This window comes from Vibrio sp. Vb1554, from assembly GCF_033344235.1.
This window is the reverse complement of record NZ_JAWPOJ010000006.1, coordinates 176,493-200,424: the sequence shown is the minus strand read 5'-3', so window position 1 is coordinate 200,424 and position 23,932 is coordinate 176,493. Positions and strand designations below refer to the sequence as shown.

19 protein-coding genes and 3 pseudogenes are annotated in these 23,932 nt (G+C 41.1%); 11 read left to right on the top strand and 11 right to left on the bottom strand.

Features of this window, described 5'->3' with window-relative positions; genetic code table 11:
* Positions 1-77: 77 nt before the first annotated feature.
* Positions 78-425 (top strand): annotated as a pseudogene (locus tag R8N28_RS07830) (IS66 family transposase); the annotation flags it as partial.
* A gap of 169 nt (positions 426-594) precedes the next feature.
* Here the strand turns inward: R8N28_RS07830 and R8N28_RS07825 are convergent.
* The 11 genes and pseudogenes from R8N28_RS07825 to R8N28_RS07780 form a co-directional block, all read right to left on the bottom strand.
* The gene (locus R8N28_RS07825) at positions 595-1,608 is read right to left on the bottom strand and encodes a glycosyltransferase (RefSeq protein WP_213971421.1); all 1,014 of its coding nucleotides are present in this window, start codon (positions 1,606-1,608) and stop codon (positions 595-597) included.
* Between the two features lie 18 nt (positions 1,609-1,626).
* Complete coding sequence (locus R8N28_RS07820; protein ID WP_213971422.1) at positions 1,627-2,721, bottom strand: glycosyltransferase; 1,095 nt, start codon at positions 2,719-2,721, stop codon at positions 1,627-1,629.
* Positions 2,718-3,686 carry an EpsG family protein gene (locus R8N28_RS07815; RefSeq protein ID WP_213971423.1) on the bottom strand — a complete coding sequence of 323 codons (969 nt, stop codon included), beginning with the start codon at positions 3,684-3,686 and terminating at the stop codon, positions 2,718-2,720. The genes R8N28_RS07820 and R8N28_RS07815 overlap by 4 nt, the downstream gene beginning before the upstream one ends.
* Positions 3,679-4,797, bottom strand: coding sequence for a glycosyltransferase (locus R8N28_RS07810; protein WP_250159977.1), 1,119 nt, complete (start codon positions 4,795-4,797; stop codon positions 3,679-3,681). The genes R8N28_RS07815 and R8N28_RS07810 overlap by 8 nt, the downstream gene beginning before the upstream one ends.
* Before the next feature lies 1 nt (position 4,798).
* Complete coding sequence (locus R8N28_RS07805) at positions 4,799-6,022, bottom strand: oligosaccharide flippase family protein (RefSeq protein ID WP_213971424.1); 1,224 nt, start codon at positions 6,020-6,022, stop codon at positions 4,799-4,801.
* A gap of 56 nt (positions 6,023-6,078) precedes the next feature.
* Positions 6,079-7,197, bottom strand: coding sequence for a N(5)-(carboxyethyl)ornithine synthase (locus tag R8N28_RS07800; protein WP_213971425.1), 1,119 nt, complete (start codon positions 7,195-7,197; stop codon positions 6,079-6,081).
* 1 nt (position 7,198) lies between these two features.
* Positions 7,199-8,188 (bottom strand): ATP-grasp domain-containing protein, encoded by a 990-nt coding sequence (locus R8N28_RS07795; RefSeq protein ID WP_213971426.1) that lies wholly within the window; start codon positions 8,186-8,188, stop codon positions 7,199-7,201.
* 40 nt (positions 8,189-8,228) lie between these two features.
* Entirely contained in the window at positions 8,229-9,188 is a 960-nt protein-coding gene (locus R8N28_RS07790; RefSeq protein ID WP_086046462.1) for a Wzz/FepE/Etk N-terminal domain-containing protein, read from the bottom strand.
* 113 nt (positions 9,189-9,301) lie between these two features.
* Positions 9,302-10,450, bottom strand: a pseudogene (locus R8N28_RS27460) (SLBB domain-containing protein); the annotation flags it as partial.
* Positions 10,451-10,570: 120 nt separating this feature from the next.
* Positions 10,571-12,070, bottom strand: a pseudogene (locus tag R8N28_RS27455) (SLBB domain-containing protein); the annotation flags it as partial.
* A 65-nt stretch (positions 12,071-12,135) separates the two neighbouring features.
* Entirely contained in the window at positions 12,136-12,654 is a 519-nt protein-coding gene (locus R8N28_RS07780) for a porin family protein (protein ID WP_213971428.1), read from the bottom strand.
* 395 nt (positions 12,655-13,049) lie between these two features.
* Here R8N28_RS07780 and R8N28_RS07775 point away from each other — a divergent pair, with 395 nt between their 5' ends.
* From R8N28_RS07775 to R8N28_RS07730, 10 genes are all read left to right on the top strand, one after another.
* Positions 13,050-13,274, top strand: a complete 225-nt coding sequence (locus tag R8N28_RS07775; protein WP_025503633.1) for a hypothetical protein — start codon at positions 13,050-13,052, stop codon at positions 13,272-13,274.
* A 69-nt stretch (positions 13,275-13,343) separates the two neighbouring features.
* Positions 13,344-14,024: a YjbF family lipoprotein gene (locus R8N28_RS07770; protein WP_140278278.1), complete on the top strand. Its 681-nt coding sequence runs from the start codon at positions 13,344-13,346 to the stop codon at positions 14,022-14,024.
* A complete protein-coding gene (locus R8N28_RS07765; RefSeq protein WP_213971429.1) occupies positions 14,021-14,779 on the top strand; it encodes a capsule biosynthesis GfcC family protein in 759 nt (252 codons plus the stop codon). Before R8N28_RS07770 ends, R8N28_RS07765 begins: the two co-directional genes overlap by 4 nt.
* Positions 14,776-16,968, top strand: a complete 2,193-nt coding sequence (locus R8N28_RS07760) for a YjbH domain-containing protein (protein ID WP_318183342.1) — start codon at positions 14,776-14,778, stop codon at positions 16,966-16,968. Before R8N28_RS07765 ends, R8N28_RS07760 begins: the two co-directional genes overlap by 4 nt.
* A gap of 148 nt (positions 16,969-17,116) precedes the next feature.
* Positions 17,117-18,058 carry an ADP-glyceromanno-heptose 6-epimerase gene (gene rfaD, locus R8N28_RS07755; RefSeq protein ID WP_005379462.1) on the top strand — a complete coding sequence of 314 codons (942 nt, stop codon included), beginning with the start codon at positions 17,117-17,119 and terminating at the stop codon, positions 18,056-18,058.
* A 126-nt stretch (positions 18,059-18,184) separates the two neighbouring features.
* Positions 18,185-19,171 carry a lauroyl-Kdo(2)-lipid IV(A) myristoyltransferase gene (gene lpxM, locus R8N28_RS07750; protein ID WP_005379461.1) on the top strand — a complete coding sequence of 329 codons (987 nt, stop codon included), beginning with the start codon at positions 18,185-18,187 and terminating at the stop codon, positions 19,169-19,171.
* Positions 19,168-19,890: a glycosyltransferase family 25 protein gene (locus R8N28_RS07745; RefSeq protein ID WP_005379459.1), complete on the top strand. Its 723-nt coding sequence runs from the start codon at positions 19,168-19,170 to the stop codon at positions 19,888-19,890. The genes lpxM and R8N28_RS07745 overlap by 4 nt, the downstream gene beginning before the upstream one ends.
* Entirely contained in the window at positions 19,887-20,942 is a 1,056-nt protein-coding gene (gene waaF, locus R8N28_RS07740) for a lipopolysaccharide heptosyltransferase II (RefSeq protein WP_005379458.1), read from the top strand. The genes R8N28_RS07745 and waaF overlap by 4 nt, the downstream gene beginning before the upstream one ends.
* A complete protein-coding gene (gene waaA / locus R8N28_RS07735) occupies positions 20,936-22,180 on the top strand; it encodes a lipid IV(A) 3-deoxy-D-manno-octulosonic acid transferase (RefSeq protein WP_054576850.1) in 1,245 nt (414 codons plus the stop codon). The genes waaF and waaA overlap by 7 nt, the downstream gene beginning before the upstream one ends.
* Positions 22,180-23,916 (top strand): SLC13 family permease, encoded by a 1,737-nt coding sequence (locus R8N28_RS07730; protein WP_054576849.1) that lies wholly within the window; start codon positions 22,180-22,182, stop codon positions 23,914-23,916. Before waaA ends, R8N28_RS07730 begins: the two co-directional genes overlap by 1 nt.
* The last annotated feature ends 16 nt before the right edge of the window (positions 23,917-23,932 follow it).

The window sequence follows — 23,932 nt, the reverse complement described above, 5'->3', positions numbered from 1 at the left end:
CAGACTATTTTTTCTCTTAGGTAGAATCGTAAAAATAAAAACTCTTAAAAATCAATGGCCGTCATGAATTTTCCCTGGGAGCAATACAAATCCCGATTCAGCGTTATCAAGAGCGGTGTCGAAAACTTAAAGAGCATAGCCAAAGTCTATGGCTGTTCCTAACTAATCCCAAAATCCCTCTCACCAATAATGAGGCAGAGCGACGGTTGCGTGGCTTCGTTATTCAACGAAAAATCAGCTACGGCACAACCTCAGATGCAGGGGATAAGTTCCGAGACAGGCTGCACTCGCTGATAGAAACCTGCAAGAAGAGGCAGATATCTTCAATCGAGACTTTAACTCACATTGTAACTGCTGTGATCTTACAGCAGCCATACCCTAATGTCTTCGACCTTAACGAAGCTAGCTTTTACGCAAACGCTTAGTCAATAACCCGTTGGTGAACGGTTACCTTTTCGGTAGCTGCTCTTTTTATTTTGTCCTTTGCACTATAAACTCAAGCACTACTAAATGCTTAATCCATACACCTAACTAAACCAAGCGCATATCAACTTAAAATATTCAAGTAATGCAACAAGCAACACAATTAGCCCCTTAGTGACGGCCAGTGTAGATTCTTATATATGAATCTCGATAGTTACGGATATCAAACTCAGTTGAACAATGTAAAGCCTGACCTTTTACTGTTTTATAGTTGGATTTAAGCAACTGTAGTTTAGTGGCAATATCATCAGGGTAATTGTCGACTAAAACCCCATTTCCATTTATTAACTCAGAGCACCCACCAACATTACTCAATAACAAGGGCACCCCTGCAGATGCAGCCTCTAACGCTGACATCGGTAGACCTTCACTATCAGAAACTAAAGCGAAAAGGTCGTAACGACCAAAATCATCGAAATCACTTACAGCACCAACGAAGTTGACGTTTTGAGTTTGTTTGCAATCTCGCTTTAATGGTCCATCTCCAACGATGTCCAATTGAACATCGGCTAGGTTTTCAATAGCTTCGATCAAAATATCGGGTCTTTTGGGTTTAGCCAAACGGCCTAAAAAGAGAATACGAAATATCTCAGATTCTTCTTTTCTCACTATATTACGAGGAAATACACTATTTCTTATATACGCCAGCTTATTATCTCGAATGCCTATTATGTCAATGGCATCTTGGCGATCCTTTTCTGAAACACAAAGAATTGAATCAGACAAATAAGAAAGTAACTTTTCGACTGTTATAAACAATTTCTTCAGGCTGCCGCCATTATAAATACACGACCAGCCATGAGAGACGTATATCACCCTACATCCGGTGAATAACTTTAGCAAACGGGCGTATACGCCTGCATTGGCTGAACTTGCGATAAGAATATCTATTCTATTGCTTCGAACAAAGTGAACTAATTTAAATAATGTCTTTAAACAAAACTTTTTTTCTATTCCCGGAACGAATAGAGTTTGTTGAACACTCACACGCTCAGAAAGCCAACCAGGCTTGTTGGTCACCAAAAAATGTTCGAAATCTTTGTCTAACAGAGATATTTGGTCCTTCACCCAAGTCTGAGCTCCGCCAATCTCAGACTTAGTGATTATATGTGCAACTTTTAACATAAAGGTAAGATCATATGACTACAATGAACGGTAAATTGAAACCCACTTGTCGGCAACTGCGCTTAATGAGTAGTTCGCTACAATATATTCTCGAGCTAGTTTTCCTATTTTTTCTCTTTTAGATGCTGGTAATTCGATATATGTGGCCAGCGCTTCCGCTAAAGCGTTGCTGTTTCGAGTAGGCACAACCTTACCATTTTCCTGAACTGCTCCTCGGATCCCACCGCAATCGGTAGCAACGACTACTCGCTCACACGCCATGGCTTCCAGAAGAACAAGTGGCAATCCTTCCCAAGCAGACGACATAACAAAAATGTCTGCAGCGCACATCCAGTTTTCGACATCAGACTGAAGCCCAAGAAACTGAACGCTATTACTGAGATTCATATCATGAACCTTTGCCTTTATTTCTTCTTCTAGCTCACCAACACCAACAATCGCAAGCTTGGCCTTTACGTTGTTGCTTGCTATCAACTCAGAAAACGCATCAAGTAAGTTTGGATAGTCTTTGGGCTCTGATAAACGGCCGACGGCTAAAAGCAGCATCTCATCAGAACCAAGTTTGAGAAGCTTTCTTTTCTCTTCACGGACGCTGACATCAAAGTGAAATTTGTCTACATCTATCCCGTTGACTACCGCAGCAATTTTCCCTGGCTTACAAGTTTTCTTGTCTAAATATACCTTTACCGCTTCTTCACTTACATTGGTGTTCAGGTTACATAACCAATCCGTATACCTGTAAGCTAATGTACGCAGAGTTCCACCTTCATTTGTACTATGAGCGGTGCACACTAAGGGTGCAGATGAACCAATCAGCTTTAGAAATCGCGAAAAGATATTTGCATGGATCATGTGGCTGTGGACAACGTCTGGCTGAAAACGGTCTATGTGCTTTTTGGCTTTTAACAAGGCTTGCAGAAGACTCAATGGTGCCTTAGTTGCCTTAAGTTCAATGAGCTCTACAGTGCTACTTTTGGGAGTTAAAATAGTCTTTCCTGTCAACGAGATAAGCTGAACCAAATGCCCTTTAGAGGAAAACTGGTCAGCTAAGTCACACACTTGCTTTTCTCCTCCCCCGACTTCAAGTCCAGTTGAGATTAACGTTATTTTCAAGATGATACTCCCCAACCAAAGTAAGGCATACTAATTCGGCCCATATAACTAAAAATAAAAAACAATATGAAAGCACATCTAAAGAGTACTTTTCTTGACGATGTTAAATAACAACCAGCAATCAAAACCAATACAACAAAGCTTTCAAACACACGTCCAGTCACTTCGGTTAAAAAATATGTCGACAGGTAGAAGAGAGCACCTGATATTTCAAAAGCATACTTATGACAATAACGTCTACCTTGCATCCAATAGAGTACGAGAATCGACGACCAGAACAAAAATGCTCCGCCACTAACATTTGCATTTACGAACGCGTATTCGTTAGCTTGCCTTGCGCCTAAAAATGCACTAATGATGGCCAAAGATAGTGCAATCCCAATACCAATAGCGGATATGGTAACGCCTCTGAAATTACGTGTAAGCTTTATCTTTTTTGATAAAATTACGACACCATATACAAGAAGAACAAAAAAGAATGATACATGTATAAGAGGTGTAATTAAAAAAAGGACTTTCCTAAAAAAGCAGTCTTTATAGTAGTAAGCCAATAAAAATACTGATATTGCCACACCTTGTCTTAAGTGAATAATGTAATTTTTAACAACCTGTGGAAAGAGAAGTATAATTAAAACGAGAAAAACTTCCTTTCTGTTATTCTTCAAGCAAACATAGCAACTCAAAAAAGACGAAAAGAAGACTAAAACTCTTATGATGTTTTCAGGTGAAAAGAACACTCTGAGAGACATATTCATTAATAACCAAATAGGTTCATTAAATAAGACTCTCACATCTCCCTTAGATAAATAACGCAACATAATTAGCCATGCATTACTAGCATAGTCTAAGTAATTTGCTCTATCTATGATAGAACCATCTATAGGAAAAATTAACACCAAGCTCAAGGCATAAATCATCGATAACGAAAATATTGCCAACTTTGGTGTATTTCTAACTCTATGCATTAAACAATAATCTCTCCCAAGATTTTAATATGTAATCCCTTTGATAACGAAGTGCCGTTTCTTTAACTGACTCATTGGCTGGTGGGTGTTCATAAGCTTCAATTATGGCTGTAGCGAGAGCTTGAACATTCCCTTGTTCTACTAATGTACCATTACTATTATTTACGATTATTTCACTTGGGCCGCTTGGGCAATCAAAGGAAACAATAGGCGTTCCCAACGTTATAGATTCGACCAACACATTGGGAAACCCTTCGTATAAGCTCGTCATTAAGGTTAGGCGAGCCTTGTTATAATATCCTATTGTGTCTGATTGAAATCCTTCAAACTTAACTCTATCGGAGAGCCCTAGCTCTTCAACTTGTTGCTCTAGAGCACCTAGCAGACTACCTTGACCAATAAACACAAGAGATACCTCAGGAATGCTTTTAGCGACTATAGAGAATGCGTCAATTGCATAGTGAAACGCCTTCTGCTTCTCCAAGCGACCCACGCACAATATATAGTTTTCCTTTGCCGACTCTCCAGGAAAACTCTGACTAAAGCTTTCAACCTTGCTCGACACAGGATTATAAATCACGGAAGTTTTACTCTCAGTCGATGGAATGGTCTTAACAAGATCATCTCTCATGCCAACGCACTGGTTAACGATGTGATCAGCCTTACCGTAAAGAAGTTTGATTAAAGGCACAACGACAAACTTCCCCAAAAAGCCCTTAATATCCTTAGTGTTACGTGAAATTGTATTAATATTTCTTGATATGATGGTGTAGTTTTTAATAAGCGTCCATCGAATGATTACCAATACCATTGTTAACTCGTAATTAAACGCCAACCATTTGTCTATATCACTATTTTTAATAAAATTTCTTAAAGGAGCCAACGCATGACGAGCTTGGCGCACATCCAAAGATACCAGTTTTACTTTATCACTAACAATGCTTAGATAGTCTGCATTATCTAGATTAAGAACAACGAGTGTTACGTCAGCTCCACGCTCGGCCAAACCATTTGCGATATTTACGCAGACCCCTTCAGCCCCCCCGCCAGCCAAAGAGCTGATTAATAGGCATACTTTATTTTTACTCATATTATTTGACTTCGCTTTCATTCTAGCTTTGTTGGACTTTTCGAGACTGTAGTTTATAGCTAACGTAATAATCCATGAAGAATAGGAAGCGAGCCGTTGTAATGGACAACGCTCCTCCAATCAGGCCATAGTGAGTTATTAATACTAAGGCTAGCCCGCCTGAAATCAATGAGACTCGGAGAGAAATATTTCTGTAGAGTTTATCCATACCTTTGGGCAGAAAATACCCTTGACTGTATGAATTTGCGACACCAACAAATAACACTCCAACAATAAGGATTATGAGATATTCGTTTGCAGATGAAAACTCTTTACCTAAGAAGACACCTAAAACATACTCACCAAATAGGAATATAAATATCATCGGCGGAACGCTAACAAAAACATTGGCTATAATTAATTTTGATACCTGACTTTCGTTTATTCTCGAAACAACAGGATAGACAGCTTTAGCCAGTACGTTTTGTAATGTAACAACCACTGAACACAATCTGGATGCTATTGCAAACTTTGCAAACTGCTCTGGAGGATATGATGTACCTAGAATAATAGTTGGAATTGAGTTATACAAGTTAGGTGCTAAAAGCCCGATAAAAACATGAAAACTACTTTTTAATGTACTCAAAAATCCAAATGAAAATTTTATACTTAGCTTTTCATTTTTCTTGCAGCTGTAAGTCAAATATAGTCCACTCAATAGCGAGGGTAGACTTGTAGCCAGCAAAGCGTTACTTATATCACTTTCATTGTTTATAAAAAACAATATTACCAATAAATTCGCAAATTTATTGGCTAGCATAACCTTTGTAACTAGCATCATCTCACTCATACCCTGATAATACCAAACAGGCGTAAGAGCGTAGCCAATTAAGTAAGGTATGGCAGCGACTGACATGTAGGTCAAAAATTCTTCACTACCATAAAACACAGCATAACCTAAACAACATAGGATATAGACTGTAGCTAGAAATAACCTTAGACTTTGCGTTTGAACAAATAGACTATTTTTTACTGAGAAGTTATTTCTATTTTTTGACAGTTCTCGTACAGACGTATAGTGAGTACCGTAATCAATAATAGTATGTCCAAAATAGAGAACCGTCAGAATAAGGAGGTAAATTCCATATGATGTGGCTCCAAGTGCCCTTGTTAGTAGGGGCATGGTCACAATTGGAATTACTAAACCAATTAGGTCTATCACTCCAAAACCAATGAAATTTTTAGCAATTTCTTTTAACTTTGACATATTTTATATAAAAACAGCACTGGCATTATATAAATACCAGTGCTTTGAGCTACAAATTAAGCAAGTCTATCGTGAGGATACTCTTCACCACGCTGCTGAAAATCTAAAATTTTTCTATTGACCACTCTGCCATTTTCTATCTCTAATGCCTTGAGCAGTGTTTTATTTTCTTTCCAGCTATCCGATACCAGCATAGGTATATAGTCAAATATTGACTTGGTAATCTCATATGAGGCTGATTTCCAATAGATAGTTGGAGTATGATCTACACAATAGTAATAAACTTTGTTTTTTACGGTAAATGCTGGCTCATCAAAGTCTGTAGGTTTAGCAAAGTAAAAACCCATACCTTCGTCACAACTGATATCAATGATATCAATTTGCTTATCCAAAGAATCGACAAAGCTTTCATCACGGATAAACATCAATGGATCTGTAGGATTTTGTAATACACAGTTAATGATCACATCATATTGTTCAAGTGCTTTGTGACTATCTATGTATTGAGCATCATCAGTTTCTAGAATAACGTTATTGCCATCCAGCTTCATTTGCTTGTAGTCGACACTTTCTACTGGCGCATTAATTAAATAGCTAGGTCTTTTGCTGTAAACAGAAATGTCATTAATGCCGAGAGATTTTAAACTGCTAATAGCACCTCGAGCCGTAGCCCCAAAACCTAACACACAAGCTTTAATTCTTTTACCAAAAAAGCCATTCTTGCCACTTAACATCATCATGTGCTGAACTGCTGCATAACCAGCCAGCTCATTGTTACGATAGAAAATATGGGTATTGTCATTCCCACCGTACATGGCTTCCCAAGCAATTATTGTCATTTTCTTATCGATTGCTGCTTGAGTAATTTCCTTACCTTGCACACAATGAGGCCATCCCCAAAGGACTTTACCTTCATCAAAATATTTGAAGTCTTCCGTTGTAGGTTTTGGTAATAGCCATACGTCACAGTATGTGTACAAACTCTCGCGATCTAGAACGCCTCCGAACTCTTGTTCAAAAAAAGCATCACTGATACCAAAGGCTTCTCCATAGCCTTTTTCAAAATACATATGTTCTCTTACATCACTTGGGAACCGTTCTAGAAAGTCTGGATGTATCGCAATTCGTTTCTCATGTTTTTTGGCTGACCGACCAAATACAGCTAGCTTTTTCATTCTATACTCCTTCATGCAGCATTTTTATAAAATCATTCACTCTTGGATCCCAGCAAGAGTTGTCACAATGTATACCTTCCTCAAAGACAAACTGATTATCTTCAAGCTTAAACCTGCCAGGTTTTCCATCTACTTTCATTTGATACGGTCTGTATGCACCAATAACCGACTGCATTTCGTTGACAAAATACTCACCCTCTGTGGTCTCAAAGACATCGAGAACCATGCATCGCATTTGCATTTTGTCTGTTGCATCTTTAAGAAGATGCAGTAGCTCGTCCGTAGGCCTGTTCCAGCCAACCAGTTCAGAGCCGCTAGCATAGCCATTTTCTCCCAACAACTTTTGATGACCAAAATAGCTATCTCCAATACGTATCATTCGCCATTCCCACTTAATGTTCAGGAAATCCTGAATGATAGCGTAGTGCTTTTGAGCTCGACCAAATCGAGGAACTTTAATCCCTTTAGTTGAGATCCATGGAACTAAACCTAAAGCTAACTCTGGGCTGAATCGACCAAAAACACGATCGATATATTTTTTGTACTGCTTTGCATCTTTTATAATTGATACAGCGCTTCCCCCAGCTCCAATATTACTCTTTGAAACTACTGGGAATGTAATATCCTCAAGATTTGAGAGAGCTTCATGCTTGCTAGAATAAATTCTGGTTTTTGGATGAGGTATGTCAAAATGCTTTAGAAACAGACACATATTTCTTTTGTTTTCATATGTATATATTTCATTCAAAGATGGGTATATAGGCTTTTTCAAAACCTCATTGATGAAATATACTCTTTCATCAAATATTGTCTTATGCTCTTGATAATTACATGGAGGGCGAACGATATATCCATCAATATTTTCTTCGCAGCTATCAAGCCAGTCATTAGACATTAAATCAATAACTTTATAATCCGCACCAGACTTTCTTACAGAGTCTTTCATTTTTTCCAACTCGTGCCCCTGATAGCATAAAATGCCAATTTTCATATCATTCACCAAAACTTTATAATATCAATTTGTTTTATTTTTATCGTTTTCTATATATAGATAGAACAATGCTAACCATTGCACCCAATATAAAACCTAATAATGTACCAACAATACAGATGAGTGCTCTTGATGGTTTAACTTTAACTTCGGGAACAACCGCTGGGTCAACTACTTTGAAAATGAACTCCTCTTGCGCTTCTGCAAGCATTAGTTTCTTTGTTTGTTCTTCTATTAACTTGTAAAACGTACTTTGCATTTCAGCTACAGATGTCTTATTGAGCTGCTGCTTTAAATAAACCAAGTTGTTGGACACTTCTGATATTGTCCTCTCACGCATAACTCTATTGATCTCATTTACTATCCAATCAACCCACTGTTTCGCAATGTATGGGGAGTAATATGTCATTGAGACAGTATATAAACCACTTGACTTATCTTGCTTTATACTAAATATATCTTTGATAAAAAGCTCATATGCTTCTTGTTCTGTGGGGGCCTCCCCTCTTAAACCATCAGGAGTTCGTAACCACTTATTGTTACTTTCACTATATATGTCATCATCAATGACCAATGTATTATCTTCCAACACCCAGCCTTTAGTAGCCATCAAAGGTACCAGTAAATCATGACTCCCAATAAATGAACTTATAAACTTTCTCGAAGACATCACCTGAACTGCCAGATCAGTTTTCGATGTATCTCCACTACCAAGGCTAACACCTGTTAGAGCTGCTATGCCGCCAAACTGACCGGCTATTTTCTCTAGTCCTCCACTATCACTTCTCTCTGTCGGTGCGAGCAATGCATAAGCTTTATATATGTTTGGTTGATTTAACGCATAGATTACAGAGCCAACAGCAAATATAACTGTGGTAATTATAATAATCCACTTGCCTTTCCATAGAGCCATAAATAAGTCAGTTAAACCAATCTCGTCTTCTGGACGATATACTTCATTGGTAGGCAAATTGTATTGGTCACGATCTTCATTTGACATTATTGATTGTTCCATTCGTGGATAGTTAGCATCTTAGAATACTTTTACTATTCCAGCTTATTCGTCATAAATTAAGTAAAGGCTCTTAATCATCGATTAAGAGCTTTCTTGCTTTACTTCAGAGCATTTATTGCTACCCCTGTCTGATACAGGATCTGTGTTGCAGCTGTCCAAGTGCTTAGCGCATCTCGGTAATCGGTATCAATTGGTACGACAATTGTGTCACCAGCCTCCAGCTCCTCCTGGTTGTTACCGAACCAGTAACCAGAGGATGGTTTGTAAACAGAGCCGTCAGCACGAACTACGAAGATGCGATCTTCATCCGCTTGTTTCTTCGCACCGCCTGCTTTGTTCAAGTAATCATTAACATCAAGTCTGTTATCCAACAAGTAAGTAATTGGAACCTGAACTTCACCCATAATTGAAACTGTGTTGCGGAAGGTAGGTACAAAGAGGAAGTCGCCGTCTTCTAACATAAAGTCTGCTGAGCGATCACCTTTGAAGATACGGTTTAGCTGCACTACCATACGCCCAAGCGCCTTACTGCGACTTGCTTCTTCAACAAATGCTAGCGTTTTCTGTGGATCGGTAATTACGGAACCAATATTGCTGTCGGCCCTGAATGTTTTCTTCGCAGTTTCTGCGCGCATATCAGCGGCGTATTGATTTAAGAGCTTCTGCTCTTGTAAGCGCAATGCCTCACGCGTGAATATTGCTCCTTGAGGGTGAGCAAATTCTGTCAGACCACCAGCTCGACCCAATAACTCACTTAAGGTTTCACCTTGGCGCAATGTATAGGTTCCAGGGAAGCGAACTTCACCCTGTAAAGTTACTGTGCTTTGTAGCTTCACATTTGGCTTTTCTAAGATGTTCAAACGATCTCGGCCCACGATAACTGCATCGTCTGAGGTACCGCCTTGTATTGCTTTACGTAAATCAATCCGTTCAACATCAATATAAGCACGCTCATCTGCACTATTAATCGCGGTTCGTGCTAACTCTGCGCTAATTGTGAATGCGTTATAAGTCAAACCACCAGCGGCTTCAATCAGCGTTGATACCGTCATTCTTGGAGTAATCGGGTAGCGCCCAGGGTGCTTCACTTCACCAAATACTTCTGCAATTTGAGGGGCTAGCCCCAAACGAGACTGTTGTTGGAGTTGTAACAATACTGGTGCAAGCAAAGTGCGACGAGTATTTTGCTTCAGCTTTTCAAAGTCTTCCTCTGTAATCTCTTTACCGCGGAAAATAATTTTTCTTTCTTCTTTTGCTTGCTGGTTCCAGCCAACATAATTCTGTTGGTTATTGAAATTAGTTTGTTGCGGATTATTGCTAGTCATCGCATTGTTACCTGCGATTATCGAACCTGCAGGGTTATTAACCATAGCAACAGACGAGCTCATCTGTTGCTGTTCTTTCTGTTGCTCCATCTCCGCCTGTTTTTGAGCTTGCTCGAGTGTTTTCGCTTTTGTAATTTCTTCATCATTAGCGAGTGTATCTAAATCTTCGTTATTGAACCGGTTGAAGACTAGAACTCGGTCACGAGAACGTAGAGACATATTGTCTTTGCTGTTAGGAGATAAAATCGCGTTCGCGAGGTTTATCTGAAATACTTCGATATCACGTTGAGTATTAACTTCTCGAACAACAACGGCGTAGTTAACATCAGCAGTGGCATTAAATGCAGAGTCGACAGATTTAAACAAATCAGCAATACGCAAACTTTGATGCCACTCTACATACCCAGGGTGTCTGACATCCCCTTCGATTTGAACATATCGAGTAAGCTCTTCGCTTTTTTTCAAGATTTTAATAACATCGCCATTTTTTACTTTGCTTTGCTTATCTTGACTCTTACTAAAATCGAGAGTGACCGCTTCACGAGTCCCATGCGTTGCATAGCGTTTGATTTCTAGCTGTTCTTTATACGCGTTGGCAGTAAAACCACCAGCTATTTGAATAAGTTGTTGGTAGGTTTCACCCGGCTTAACCTCATAAATTGCAGGACGATTAATCTCGCCTTCTATAGAGACTGTATCTTTAACAGAGCCGATTAAAACAACATCATCCGGTAGTAAGCGCACATCATCACTCGCATCACCTTTTAGTAACAGATCATACATGTCCAACTTACGAATAATTTTTCCGTCACGCTTTAGCTGAATATCTCTTAGTGCCCCACTTTCACCAAAACCACCGCTGTAGTAGATAGCCTGTGATATTGTCGTTAATGCGCTAACCGTGTACGCTCCTGGCTTATATGCATCGCCCATAACAAATACTTGCATGGTACGTAGTTCACCTAATGAAATATCGCTACGAACACCTATCATTTGCTCTTTTACACGTTGCGTTAGAGAGTCTCTAACATCAGAAAAGTGCATACCTGCAACATTTACTGGCCCAAGAGAAGGAAAGTTGATTGTTCCTGCGCGATTTACACGTAAGCGATGTGTTTCGTTCTCCTTACCAAATAACTGCACGATGATTTCATCGCCTGCACCCACAGTGTAATTAGCCGGAACTGGAACATCACTTATCGGAGCAAAGGTACTTGGAGAGCCAGCAAAGAGTTCAAGGCCAAAGCGTTGTAACTCATCATCTTCTTTTTTAGTATCCCATATTTTTTCTACTTCAGTAGAACTCGCCCCACTCAATTGAGTTCTAGGTTGAATAACTTGCGGATTTGAGTATGACGTAGACTGGGAAGAAGAGCCTGAAGGGATACTAAAGCCATACTTACTCGCCAGTGCTTGCTGCTGATCTGCTGGTAAGTTCTGAAACATTTTGATTTGTTCTGAAGTAGGTGTTTGCGCAGTCGAGTAAGACGCAAACATGCTTGCCAAGACACAAACGGCAATGGAGAGATATCCTTTAAACATGATATGCCACTATAATAATTGGATAAAAGGCCCTAGCGCTCAAGTTTGAGTTCTAGGTATTTAAATTAGAATCTGTGCTGGAAACCCAGTGTAATCGAGTTAAGGCGAACTTGGTTTTCTGAAACGTTATCAACGAACTCAAACACAACTGCGCTTTGTTTGTTCAAAGCGTAATGCATACCTAACCCAAAACTGAATCCTTGCTCTTTGTCGGAGCCTACATTTTGTAAGTCAAGTTGAACGCTCGAGTACCCTGCTAAACCGTAAAGTGCAACTCGCTCTGAAACAGGCATATTTAGCTTAAAAAAGCCACTCATTGCACTATCAACGGCAAGCCCACTATCACGCTGAACTGACGTTCCATAGCGTCCTTCTAAACCAATATAATCGTTAAAGAAGTACCCTGCTTGCGCACTAAGAAGAAAGGGGCTTCCCTCTTTCACGGACTCAGAAGGCGAGCTTTTCAATTCGGCATTTGAGTAACTCACTAGTGCACCAGCGTAAAAATCGGCAGATGCTGAAAAAGAACTCAGGCTTAAGCACAGTACACTAAGTATTCCTAAACAATGCTGTTTTCTTATCACGTAAAAGTTCCTAGTACTGGTAATAATGAGTGCTACGGACTTCAACGTACGCCTCGAAGACTCATTAATTATTGATTTTTGGCACGCTACCGCCCGGCGGCGTTGAGCGTTAGCCACTGTATCGCTTTCTTTATATTCAAGCGCCCAGCTCCCTCCAAACACTTAAGCCATACTGAAGGAACAGGCCGCCAAATTATGCACGCTTGATGGTTTATCAGCAAGTAAGGGAATAAGATAACCGCGCTATGTCACGTTGGTGTTAGGAATGAGATCGGAAGCCTGGCAAAATAAGAAACTATTTACATGCTAACGCTTTTTTATCTAGAATATAGTTTGGAGCATTTTTTATGCTACCAAACATCGATGTTTTTATACCGGATATACAAGGATTAATAATGAAGAATACAGCTCTAGCTATTCTTATGGCTCTAAGCGCATCAACTGCATTTGCAGCAGAAGAAGCAGGTTCAGCAGGCGCAGCTTCTGCATCTGCAACAGGTACAACAGCCGTAGCAGTAGGTGCAGCAGCAGCTGTAACTGTAGTGGCAGTTGCAGCGTCAGATAGTGACTCGTCTACAGCAACAAACTCTAATTCTGGCTCTGGCTCAGTAGCTAAATAATTTAGCTCTAGTATAGTCCAGCTGATCGCCCTGAAATAATCAGGGCGATTTTATTTACAAGAGGGTACAATGAATATCTTCAAAGCGTCTAAATGGATACGCCCACTTCTCACTCTTCCGTTATTCTTCATAATTCAGGGTTGTACACAAAAGTTCAATGATGTTTCAGCAACCGTCCAAGAAGCATACGGTAACTACATCGATGTAGAGATGTCCTCAGACGAAATAAACGCAGTTCCTTATGCCAGTGCCTATTTGAGACTGGGGAATCAAAAACAGGTCTTTGTTGTTTTAGCTTTTGCAGAGCAAAATCCTCTCAATGGAAAAATACAACTGAAATGGGTAAGTGCTGACAAAGCTATGATCGTTACGGAGAATGGGCATATCGTCAAAACGATAGGTCTACAGAATGGGGACTTAGCGGGTGTTTATGGTGATGTGCCAGATTTTTCCTCTGATTCAGCCTCTGTTAACTACGCACTCTCATACGACTGGGCAACACAATATCGTTATGGCTTTCCAGCAAGTGTGACTCGTTCTTACTCAGGTCAAGAAACGTTGACGACACCAATGTCTAGCGCTACGACCAATGTATATAAAGAAACTGTTGAGTTTAGTAGTCTTTCCCACGGTATCGAAAATATTTATTGGGTTGATGAACTAGGTCAGGTTGTTAAAACCTTACAATATTTAGGACCTAATATGATCCCGGTTGAGTTGACCATTTTAAAGGGGTATAGTAAATCATGAGCAAGCAACTAATCACATTATTATGTTTGGTCATGCCACTTTTGAGCTCATATAGTTTAGCTCAAACAGAAACCTCTACAACACAGTCATTAAATGTTGAGTTGCTTCAGGTGGGTAAACAGCTACAATTCCAAGTACCTGCTCGTTTAGAAAGTGTGCTAGCACTCGCTTCAGAACACAACGTCTCACTACAATACCCTCTTGGTACGACTTTGTTTGATAAATCGGATCGTGCTGAGAAAACGTCTACCGCTTTAAAGAACTCGGTACTCAATCAAATGATCCAGCACAATTTGGTTGCACATCCATTCTACAAATTCATTAAGAAGCAAAGCTTTGCGCCACGAGCACTATCTGCAATTGATGTTGATAAAATTCGACTAAATAAATTCGATAATCCTCTTTTGCACGGTACCTACGCTCTAGCGACTCCTCTACGCGAAGAGAAAGTGTATTACGTAGGAAACCTAAATAATGTGTATTCCGTTAAGGATCAGGCAGGCATCCCTTTACAAAGACAAATAGAGAACTTGGAAAGTAACATTGATACATTATCAAATGCGCCAGTGTTGATTTACCCAGATGGACACGTAGTTAAGCCGCATCATGGAGCTTGGTTGACAACACAATATTACTTACCACCTCTGACATTGGTATATGTCCCGTTTGGTGATTTTGAACACTCCGAAATGGATCAAGATATTGTCCGCCTACTCACTCAACTGATACCAAACTCCACAAAGAGACCGCAATGATGCCAATTAGAAAAAGCTTAACCCTTTCTTTAATGGGCCCAGCATTGGTTTGGGCTCAAGACATGCCGTTTGAAGCTCCCTCTTTACAACCTTCCCAATCTGATTTTGGTGGTGTTGGTTTAATGCAGATGCCAACAGGACGTATGGCACCAGAAGGTGAGTTCAACTTTTCTGTCACCGGAAGTGATGAATACCTTTTTTATAATGCAACATTACAAGTTATGCCTTGGTTGGAGACGACTATTCGTTATACGAGAGTAGCATCAATACCCTACGATCCAACTTTTCCTAATGTTGATAATGAGTACACCGATAAAGGTATAGACTTCAAAGTTCGATTGCTAAAAGAGTCTCAGTATATTCCTGAGGTCTCTCTCGGTGTCCGAGACTTTGCTGGAACAGGACTATTTGATGGTGAATTCATCGCAGCAACAAAACGTTGGTCCAATAGCAATATTGGAACATTCGATTTTACACTGGGGATAGGTTGGGGGTATTTAGGAACTAGAAATAACATATCTAATCCAACATGTAAGCTTTCTGAGAGTTTCTGCGAACGCCCTTCAGACACACTTGCCAGTGGAGGCACCACGAACCTAGATCGTGCTTTTAAAGGCTCAGCAGCTTTGTTCGGTGGGATAGAATATCAAACTCTACATTCCCCTCTTCGTTTGAAATTAGAATATGATAGCAACGACTATAGCGAAGACTTTCCAGCTGTAATGGCGGGTGTAGACATGTCCCCGCACACACCGTGGAACTTTGGAGTGCTCTACCGCCTAGGAATGGCCGATTTTCGTTTAAGCTATGAACGTGGAGACACGTTGGTCGCGGGCTTAACGCTAAACACTAATTTCAATGATATGCCATCATTCTGGCGAGACACACCAACCCCTGAAGTGAAAGATAACCAGCCTGAAGAACTATCTGATGTTGACTGGGAACGTGTAACAGAAGATTTAGATAAAATTGCTGGTTACCAAAACACGCGCATTTATGTCGATGATAATACAGTAACTGTCGTTGGTGAGCAGAAGAAATATCGTGACCGTAACGAAGCACACGAAAAAGCCGCAGCTGTACTCCATAATGAAATGCCTGACGGTATTGATATCTATGCGATCAATGAACGTAACCGAGGCTTAATCAGTGAGCAAACTATTATTTCTAAAGAGAAATATCGCGACTTTGCTCAAGTCAATTATATCAACCCGAAAATAGAAGATACCACCTCCATAGCTACTACTAAGCCAACAGGAGAGTCTGTCTATGATGGATTTGAGCGCTTTGATTGGGGCTTTGCACCAAAGTTAGTTCAAACACTGGGAAGCGCAGAAGACTTTTATTTGTTTAGTATTGGCTTGAGTGGCAGTGCTTCTTATTGGTTAGCTGACAACCTAGAGATCGGTGGCTCACTGTACTGGGATTGGTATAACAACTACGATAAGTTTATCTATGTAACTCCACCTGATGGCACTACAGTTCCTCGTGTTCGCACCATGTTCCGAGCTTACCAAAATGAACATGCTGTAACCATGTCAAACTTACAATTGACTTGGTTCCAAGAGTATTCCAATACGATGGACCAGCAATTCTACGCGGGTTATCTGGAGAGCATGTTTGCCGGAGTAGGTACCGAGTTTCTTTACCGACCACAAGGAGCTAACTGGGCGATTGGCGCTGACGTCAACTTAATTTCTCAACGTGATCCACAAAGTTACTTTGGTGTTTACGATGAGAAATGGCAAAACGTGCCAGAATATGGACGTCCGTTCCAAGTTATTGATAAAGGCTTCACTGGTTTTGTATCTGGTTACTACTACCCTCAATGGGATTTCCTACAAGATTTGATGATCCAAGTCGATGTTGGTCAGTTCCTAGCTGGTGATGTAGGTACACAAATCAATATTTCTAAGCAGTTCAAGAGTGGCGTAATTGCTGGCGCCTTTGCCTCATTTACAGACTTGTCTGCGGACGAATTTGGTGAAGGTAGCTTTACTAAAGGTTTCTACTTGTCGATTCCGTTTGACATCATGACCGTTAAGCCAAGTAACAATCGTGCGAACTTTAGTTGGCAGCCTCTTACTCGTGACGGAGGGCAGAAGCTCGGCCGAAAATACAGCTTAATTGAGTTAACCGACGAACGAAATCCTTGGTACCAAAGACCTAACCGTTCGGATGTGGAATAATAAAGTAATCAAGGGAGCTGCGGCTCCCTTTTTCATATATAGATACTGAGTCATAGAAGACTAAAACCTATCTTCCTGCTTCCAATAGCGCTACTTTTCGTTTCTTGCTAGAATTCCTGAGAAAATTTTAATCTATGGTGGAAGTTCTATGATCATCGTAACTGGTGGCGCTGGCATGATCGGCAGCAACATTGTTAAAGCACTAAACGAAGCTGGTATTAACGATATCCTGGTTGTCGACAACCTAAAAAATGGCAAAAAGTTTAAGAACTTAGTTGATCTGGACATCACAGATTACATGGATCGTGACGACTTTCTGACCCAAATTATGGCGGGCGATGATTTTGGTCCGATTGAGGCAATTTTCCACGAAGGTGCTTGTTCTGCAACGACTGAGTGGGATGGTAAGTACATGATGCTAAACAATTATGAGTACTCTAAAGAGCTGCTGCATTACTGTTTAGATCGCGAGATTCCATTCCTATACGCTTCTTCAGCAGCCACTTACGGCGATACAGAGACTTTCGTTGAAGAACGCGAATACGAAGGCGCACTGAATGTATACGGTTACTCGAAACAGCAGTTTGATAACTACGTTCGTCGCCTATGGCAAGATGCTGAAGAACATGGTGAGACCCTTTCTCAAATCACCGGCTTCCGCTACTTCAACGTATATGGCCCACGTGAAGACCACAAAGGTAGCATGGCATCAGTTGCATTCCACCTAAACAACCAACTTAACGCAGGTGAAAATCCTAAATTGTTCGCGGGCAGCGAATCATTCAAACGCGACTTCGTTTACGTTGGTGATGTATGTAAAGTAAACCTGTGGTTCTTAGAAAACGGCGTATCAGGCATTTTTAACTGTGGTACTGGCCGTGCTGAATCTTTTGAAGAGGTAGCAAAAGCAGTTATCAAGCATCATGGCAAAGGCCAAATTGAAACCATCCCATTCCCTGAGCACCTAAAAGGCGCTTACCAAGAATTCACACAAGCGGATCTGACCAAACTGCGCACCGCAGGTTGTGATGTTGAATTCAAGACAGTTGCAGAAGGCGTTGCCGAATACTTAACTATCCAAAACAGTTAAGCACCACAAGGTGGTAGAACCATAACCTGCCACCTTTACTCAAGTGCAATAGCCTGTATCATTCCTAACTATCTTTTTCTCATTTAAACCACTTCGCCCGTACACGAATAGGTAACTAGACACGCCATGACAATAAAACGTGATGACTTCGACCCCAAAGCATATAACCCTGAGTTTAAGCGCCACTTTCTGTCGCCTAAGTACTGGGGCACGTGGTTAGGTGTTATCTTATTTTTACCGTTATCATTAATGCCACTGGGTTTACAAAAGTGGTTGGCGAAAACCATAGCCAAAAAACTGTCTAAATCCCACAAAGGTCCAGCTCATCGAGCGAGGGTTAACTTTGAGCTGTGTTTTCCGGAAAAATCGTTCCAAGAACGTGAAGCTTTGATAGAAAAAACACTCTACACAGCGGCCATGTTCTTTTTTCGCTTCGGGTTACTAAGTTTACGCTCACCAAAATGGCTTCAGAACCGTTGCCAAATTCGCGGCCTAGACATTTTACGACAGCACATTGATAGCAACGAAAATGTAATTTTAATGGTTCCCCACTCTTGGGCTATTGATGTGCCTGCTATCTTGCTCGCTTCAATGGGAATGCCAGTTTCTGCAATGGCGAAGAAGCAAAAGAATGATGTTGCTGACTGGCTGATGCACAAGCAAAGGGTCCAATACGGTGGTCGTGTTTATGAACGCTCAGGTGGCATTAAGCCTTTTCTGAAATCCATTCGAGATGGCTATGTAGGGTATTATCTACCTGATCAAGATCACGGCCCAGAGCATAGTGTGTTTGTGGATTTTTTTGCAACACGTAAAGCAACGCTACCTGGTTTAGGCAAAATTGCGAAACTATCACGCTCAAAAGTACTGCCTCTATTTGCGTCGATGAACACTGAAGATGGTACGTTTGATATTGAGATTTTACCAGCGTTTGAGCTGGATAAAGGCGAAGAGCAAGACGCTCGTACCTGTAATGAAGCCATTGAATATTTTGTCGGTGATAAACCCGAACAATATATGTGGGTACTACAGTTGCTGCACTCTCAAGAAGACGGCAATAACTATTACAATTTGTTTAAACCAAGATATAACAGCGACTGGAAAGTGCAGTGAAAGTATTTGTCGTAAGCTTGGCTCGATCGCTAGATCGCCGAGAACGTATTGAAGAAAAGTTAAAACAACAAGACATTACGTTTGAATTTTTTGATGCAGTAGATGGCTCTGTTGACCGTTTTCTTCATTCAGAAAAAAGTCGTCCTACCATTACTCTACGCCGCAAAGGGTATCAATTAAAAACCAGTGAAGTCGCCTGTTTTGCAAGCCATTACGAGTTGTGGGTTCGCTGTGTTGAGCTTGATGAACCGATCGTCATCTTAGAAGACAACGTCGACCCCGTAGAAGGGCTGAAGCAAGTACTCGAACATACCCTTCCATTGACTTCTAATTATGACTACATCAAGTTGTCTGCCACTCAGAAGCGTGTATTCACCCCAATCGTACCGATTGATGATAATCATATGCTAGGGGGATACTCAGCAGGCACTTGTGGTACCACCGCTTATATCGTTACACCTAAAGCAGCCTCAAAGTTTGTTATGCATGCTCAAGAGTTTATTGAACCAGTCGATGACTACATGGAAAAACCATGGAGACATGGTGTTCAAGTCTACAGCGTGTCTCCAGATCTCTTTACTAGAGCAGAGATTGCTTCGACGATTGGTGGTAAAAGAAAAGATAAATCCAAAATGACTCTTGCGAATAAAATATACGCTGAACTTTTTAGAACTTATGAGTCAATTTTGAAATTCCTATACTGGAAAAACAAAGCATGAAGATTTTAGTCATTGGCCCTGCATGGGTCGGCGATATGGTAATGTCGCAATCGTTATATATCGTATTAAAGCAACGCCATCCAGATAGCCAAATTGACGTTATCGCTCCAGGATGGTGTAAACCGATTCTTGAGCGTATGCCAGAAATCCATCAAGCGATTGAAATGCCTATCGGTCATGGTGAGTTTAACTTATTAGGCCGCAGGGAAATTGGCAAATCATTACGTGAAAAGCAATATGACCACGCCTATATCTTGCCTAAGTCAGCGAAATCAGCACTGATCCCATGGTTTGCCAACATTCCCCTTCGTACTGGCTGGAAGGGAGAAATGCGCTATGGTTTATTGAACGACTTACGCCCTAACATGAAGTCTTTTCAGTACATGGTAGAGCGCTATGTAGCGTTAGCTTATCCAAAAGCAGAAATGGTGGATTCTAACTCTCTCGGCGGGCTTGAAACCTTGCCTCGCCCACGCCTTGCAATCAACGCGGCAGAGCAACAAGCCACGCTCAAAAAGTTCAACTTAACGCAAGACCAACCAATTATTGGACTGTGCCCGGGAGCAGAGTTTGGTCCTGCCAAAAAATGGCCCGAAACACACTACGCTGAAGTTGCGACGCAAATGGCTCGTTCTGGGCACCAAATCTGGTTGTTTGGTTCTCAAAAGGACTTAGAGACTTGTAACAATATTCGCGCACTTGTTCCGACGCAATTCCATGAGCACATTCATGTTCTGGCAGGCCAAACCAGCTTAATTGAAGCAGTCGATCTCCTTGCTGCATGTAAGACTGTTGTCGCGAATGACTCAGGCTTAATGCATGTGGCAGCTGCGGTTGGTTGTAATGTTGTTGCCGTGTATGGCTCAACTTCACCGAAGTACACCCCCCCACTCGCAGAAAAAGTGGAGATTGTTCATACCGATATTGATTGTCGCCCTTGTTTCCAGCGTGAATGTCAATACAAACACCTTAAGTGCTTGACAGAACTTTCGCCTAAGCAAGTGCTAGATAGCATCCAAAAACTTGACGCCATTACGATAAGCTCATGTTAGTTCGTATTGTTTATACCTTACTACTCGCCCTAGCGTCACCGCTGCTTTTATTTGGTTTGTACAAGAGCAAACCAAATAAGCCTAAGTTCGGCTCTCGCTGGAAAGAGCACTTTGGCATAACCCCCAAGCTAAAAAGCAACGACAAACCTATTTGGATACATGCCGTATCTGTTGGTGAAAGCATAGCAGCAACACCTTTAATCAAAGCCCTTAAGGAACAAAACCCCGAACAATCTATTCTAGTTACAACAACAACAAGTACCGGAGCTGAACAGATTGCTAAGTTGGGTGATTTAATTGAACACCGCTATATGCCAATTGACTTTGGGTTTGCTATCAAAGGTTTTCTTAAAGCAGTGCAACCAAAACAGATGTTGATCATTGAGACTGAGCTGTGGCCAAACACGCTTCACAATGTTCACAAAGCGGGTGTCCCTATAACTGTCGTAAATGCGCGCCTATCTGAAAAATCGTGTCAGAACTACGCCAAAATACAGCGGCTTTTTAACCAGCTTCATCCATGCCTAACTCAAGTACTCTGCCAAACGGATTCAGATGCAGAGCGCTTCGAACGCTTAGGCGTTGAGAAAAAGAAACTATCCGTTACTGGCTCGATTAAGTTCGATATTCAAATATCAGAGCAAGTGAAACAGCAAGGACAGCAGCTTCGAGCCCAACTTGGAAACGATCGTCCGATTTGGATTGCAGCTAGCACCCACAAAGGCGAGGACGAACAGGTATTAGATGCACATAGACAAGTTTTAAAATCTCATCCAAATGCATTACTTATTTTGGTTCCTCGCCATCCGGAACGATTTGATGATGTGTTTGCGCTTTGCCAAAATTCCGGCTTTAATAGCACCAGAAGAACCAATGCTGCAATAGTTAACGCCGATACACAGGTATACCTTGCTGATACTATGGGTGAAATGCTGATTCTCCTTGGTGCCAGTGATGTTTGCTTTATGGCTGGGAGTTTGCTTGGGGATAAAGTTGGTGGACATAATGTGCTTGAACCAGTCGCACTCAACGTTCCAGTGATATCAGGCCCTAGTTACTTCAACTTCAAAGCGATTGTAGAAGACATGATTGCTCTGAATATTATAGACATTACCGATAAAACTCAGCTAGCGAGTAAAGTACTAGAGCGCTTTCAACATAGTAACTCTCAGCAAATGAGTGATTTTATTCAAGGCTATTTAAACTCGACTCAAAAAACAATTGAAGCAATTAAATAATGTCACAGACCCATTCAGCCTACTTTGTCATTACCGTTTTTGTGATTGCAATAATTGCCCTTGTCACAAGGTATCAAAACAAACCTGAAAAGGTTTTTGGAGTAGTTTTGCTTGTTTTATATAGCAGCAGATCCGTATCGACAGAGCAACTCATTAGCAGTATTGCCAATCCTGGCGTACTTACGCTGGTACTACTTATCATCTGCTCGCTAGCTTTAGAAAAGACCTCACTACTTCGTAGAATCTCGCAATTAGTCATCAAACCTAGCTATAAATCTACCTGGGTTCGACTGTTCTCGATAACCACATTGTCTTCAGCATTTCTAAACAACACAGCGGTGGTCTCTACCATGATCGCCCCAATACGTGCCAATGCCCTTCACCCAGCCAGCAAACTGCTACTTCCCCTATCTTTTGCTGCCATCCTTGGCGGAACACTAACGCTGATCGGCACTTCGACGAATTTAATCGTCAATAGTATGGTGCTCGATGCTGGGCTACCTAGTCTCTCCTTTTTTGATTTTTCACTTGTTGGCAGCATTGTTGTACTTGGGTGCGGGCTCACCCTGTTTTTACTTAGCCATTGGCTACCTAGCAACATTGAACGAGCAGATACTCAAGCTCAATACTTCATTGACGCTGAGGTAGAACCAAACTCCCCACTTATCGGTAAAACTATTCAGCGCAACGGGCTGAGAAATCTAAACTCTCTGTTTTTAGTCGAGATTCATCGCCAAGGAAGAACTATTTCACCAGTATCACCACATGAGTTAATAGAGGAAAATGATCGCCTATTATTCTGTGGAGAGATTAGAAAAGTAACTCAACTGAATCACTTCCCGGGCTTATCACTCTTTGCTCATAAAGGCGAAAGACTAAGTCATGATCTCAAAGAGGTCGTATTACGCCCTGAAAGTGCTTTAGTAAATAAGACCTTAAAACAAATTGGCTTTCGCGCTATGTTCAACGCTGCAGTTGTCGCGATCCGACGCGATGGCCACACGGTTTCCGGAAAGCTCGGTGAAGTTACCTTAAAAGCTGGTGACTATCTGGTACTCGCTGTAGGTGATGACTATCACCAGAGAAATAACATCGCTAAAAACTTTATCCAGCTCCAAGCGCTAAAAGCCGATAGGCTGCTCAAAGGACCACAAGAAATTGTCGCTGTTCTTGGCTTTTTTAGTGCTATCGCCCTCGCAGCTATGGAGATAGCTCCACTGCTGCACAACCTGATCTTGTTGCTTGGTGTTCTACTATTAACTGGAGCACTGAAAACGAATGAAATTATACGAAGGCTACCAGTCCAGATATGGCTAGTAATTTCATCTGCACTTTTGCTGTCTCAGGCATTAGATAATAGTACAGCAGTCGACCTCCTGCGGAGCGCAATGACAGAACAAGCTGAATTTATGAGCCCATTGTCAGGGCTTATCATGGTTTACTTGGTCACTTTATTGCTAACGGAGTTGGTCACCAACAATGCGGCGGCGGCCTTAGTCTTCCCCGTTGCTTATGCCCTCGCGACGAGTCTAGATGCAAATCTTCACAGCTATATTTTAGCTGTCGCGTTCGGCGCAAGTGCAAGCTTTATTAGCCCATATGGATACCAAACCAACTTAATGGTTTACAATGCAGGTCAGTACTGTATCAAGGATTATATAAAGATTGGGGTGCCGATGAGTATTACGTATAGCGGTTTAGTATTAACGGCTATCACAACTATCTATGGCGTTTAACTCCCTCATCGAATCA

Excerpts from the sequence above, each read along its gene's own strand:
- R8N28_RS07825 (WP_213971421.1), bottom strand. The coding sequence starts at position 1,608 with ATGTTAAAAGTTGCACATATAATCACTAAGTCTGAGATTGGCGGAGCT.
- R8N28_RS07775 (WP_025503633.1), top strand. The coding sequence starts at position 13,050 with ATGAAGAATACAGCTCTAGCTATTCTTATGGCTCTAAGCGCATCAACT.
- rfaD (WP_005379462.1), top strand. The coding sequence starts at position 17,117 with ATGATCATCGTAACTGGTGGCGCTGGCATGATCGGCAGCAACATTGTT.
- R8N28_RS07760 (WP_318183342.1), top strand. The coding sequence starts at position 14,776 with ATGATGCCAATTAGAAAAAGCTTAACCCTTTCTTTAATGGGCCCAGCA.
- R8N28_RS07765 (WP_213971429.1), top strand. The coding sequence starts at position 14,021 with ATGAGCAAGCAACTAATCACATTATTATGTTTGGTCATGCCACTTTTG.
- R8N28_RS07805 (WP_213971424.1), bottom strand. The coding sequence starts at position 6,022 with ATGTCAAAGTTAAAAGAAATTGCTAAAAATTTCATTGGTTTTGGAGTG.
- waaA (WP_054576850.1), top strand. The coding sequence starts at position 20,936 with ATGTTAGTTCGTATTGTTTATACCTTACTACTCGCCCTAGCGTCACCG.
- R8N28_RS07770 (WP_140278278.1), top strand. The coding sequence starts at position 13,344 with ATGAATATCTTCAAAGCGTCTAAATGGATACGCCCACTTCTCACTCTT.
- R8N28_RS07815 (WP_213971423.1), bottom strand. The coding sequence starts at position 3,686 with ATGCATAGAGTTAGAAATACACCAAAGTTGGCAATATTTTCGTTATCG.
- lpxM (WP_005379461.1), top strand. The coding sequence starts at position 18,185 with ATGACAATAAAACGTGATGACTTCGACCCCAAAGCATATAACCCTGAG.
- R8N28_RS07810 (WP_250159977.1), bottom strand. The coding sequence starts at position 4,797 with ATGAAAGCGAAGTCAAATAATATGAGTAAAAATAAAGTATGCCTATTA.
- R8N28_RS07800 (WP_213971425.1), bottom strand. The coding sequence starts at position 7,197 with ATGAAAAAGCTAGCTGTATTTGGTCGGTCAGCCAAAAAACATGAGAAA.
- R8N28_RS07790 (WP_086046462.1), bottom strand. The coding sequence starts at position 9,188 with ATGTCAAATGAAGATCGTGACCAATACAATTTGCCTACCAATGAAGTA.
- R8N28_RS07795 (WP_213971426.1), bottom strand. The coding sequence starts at position 8,188 with ATGAAAATTGGCATTTTATGCTATCAGGGGCACGAGTTGGAAAAAATG.
- waaF (WP_005379458.1), top strand. The coding sequence starts at position 19,887 with ATGAAGATTTTAGTCATTGGCCCTGCATGGGTCGGCGATATGGTAATG.
- R8N28_RS07730 (WP_054576849.1), top strand. The coding sequence starts at position 22,180 with ATGTCACAGACCCATTCAGCCTACTTTGTCATTACCGTTTTTGTGATT.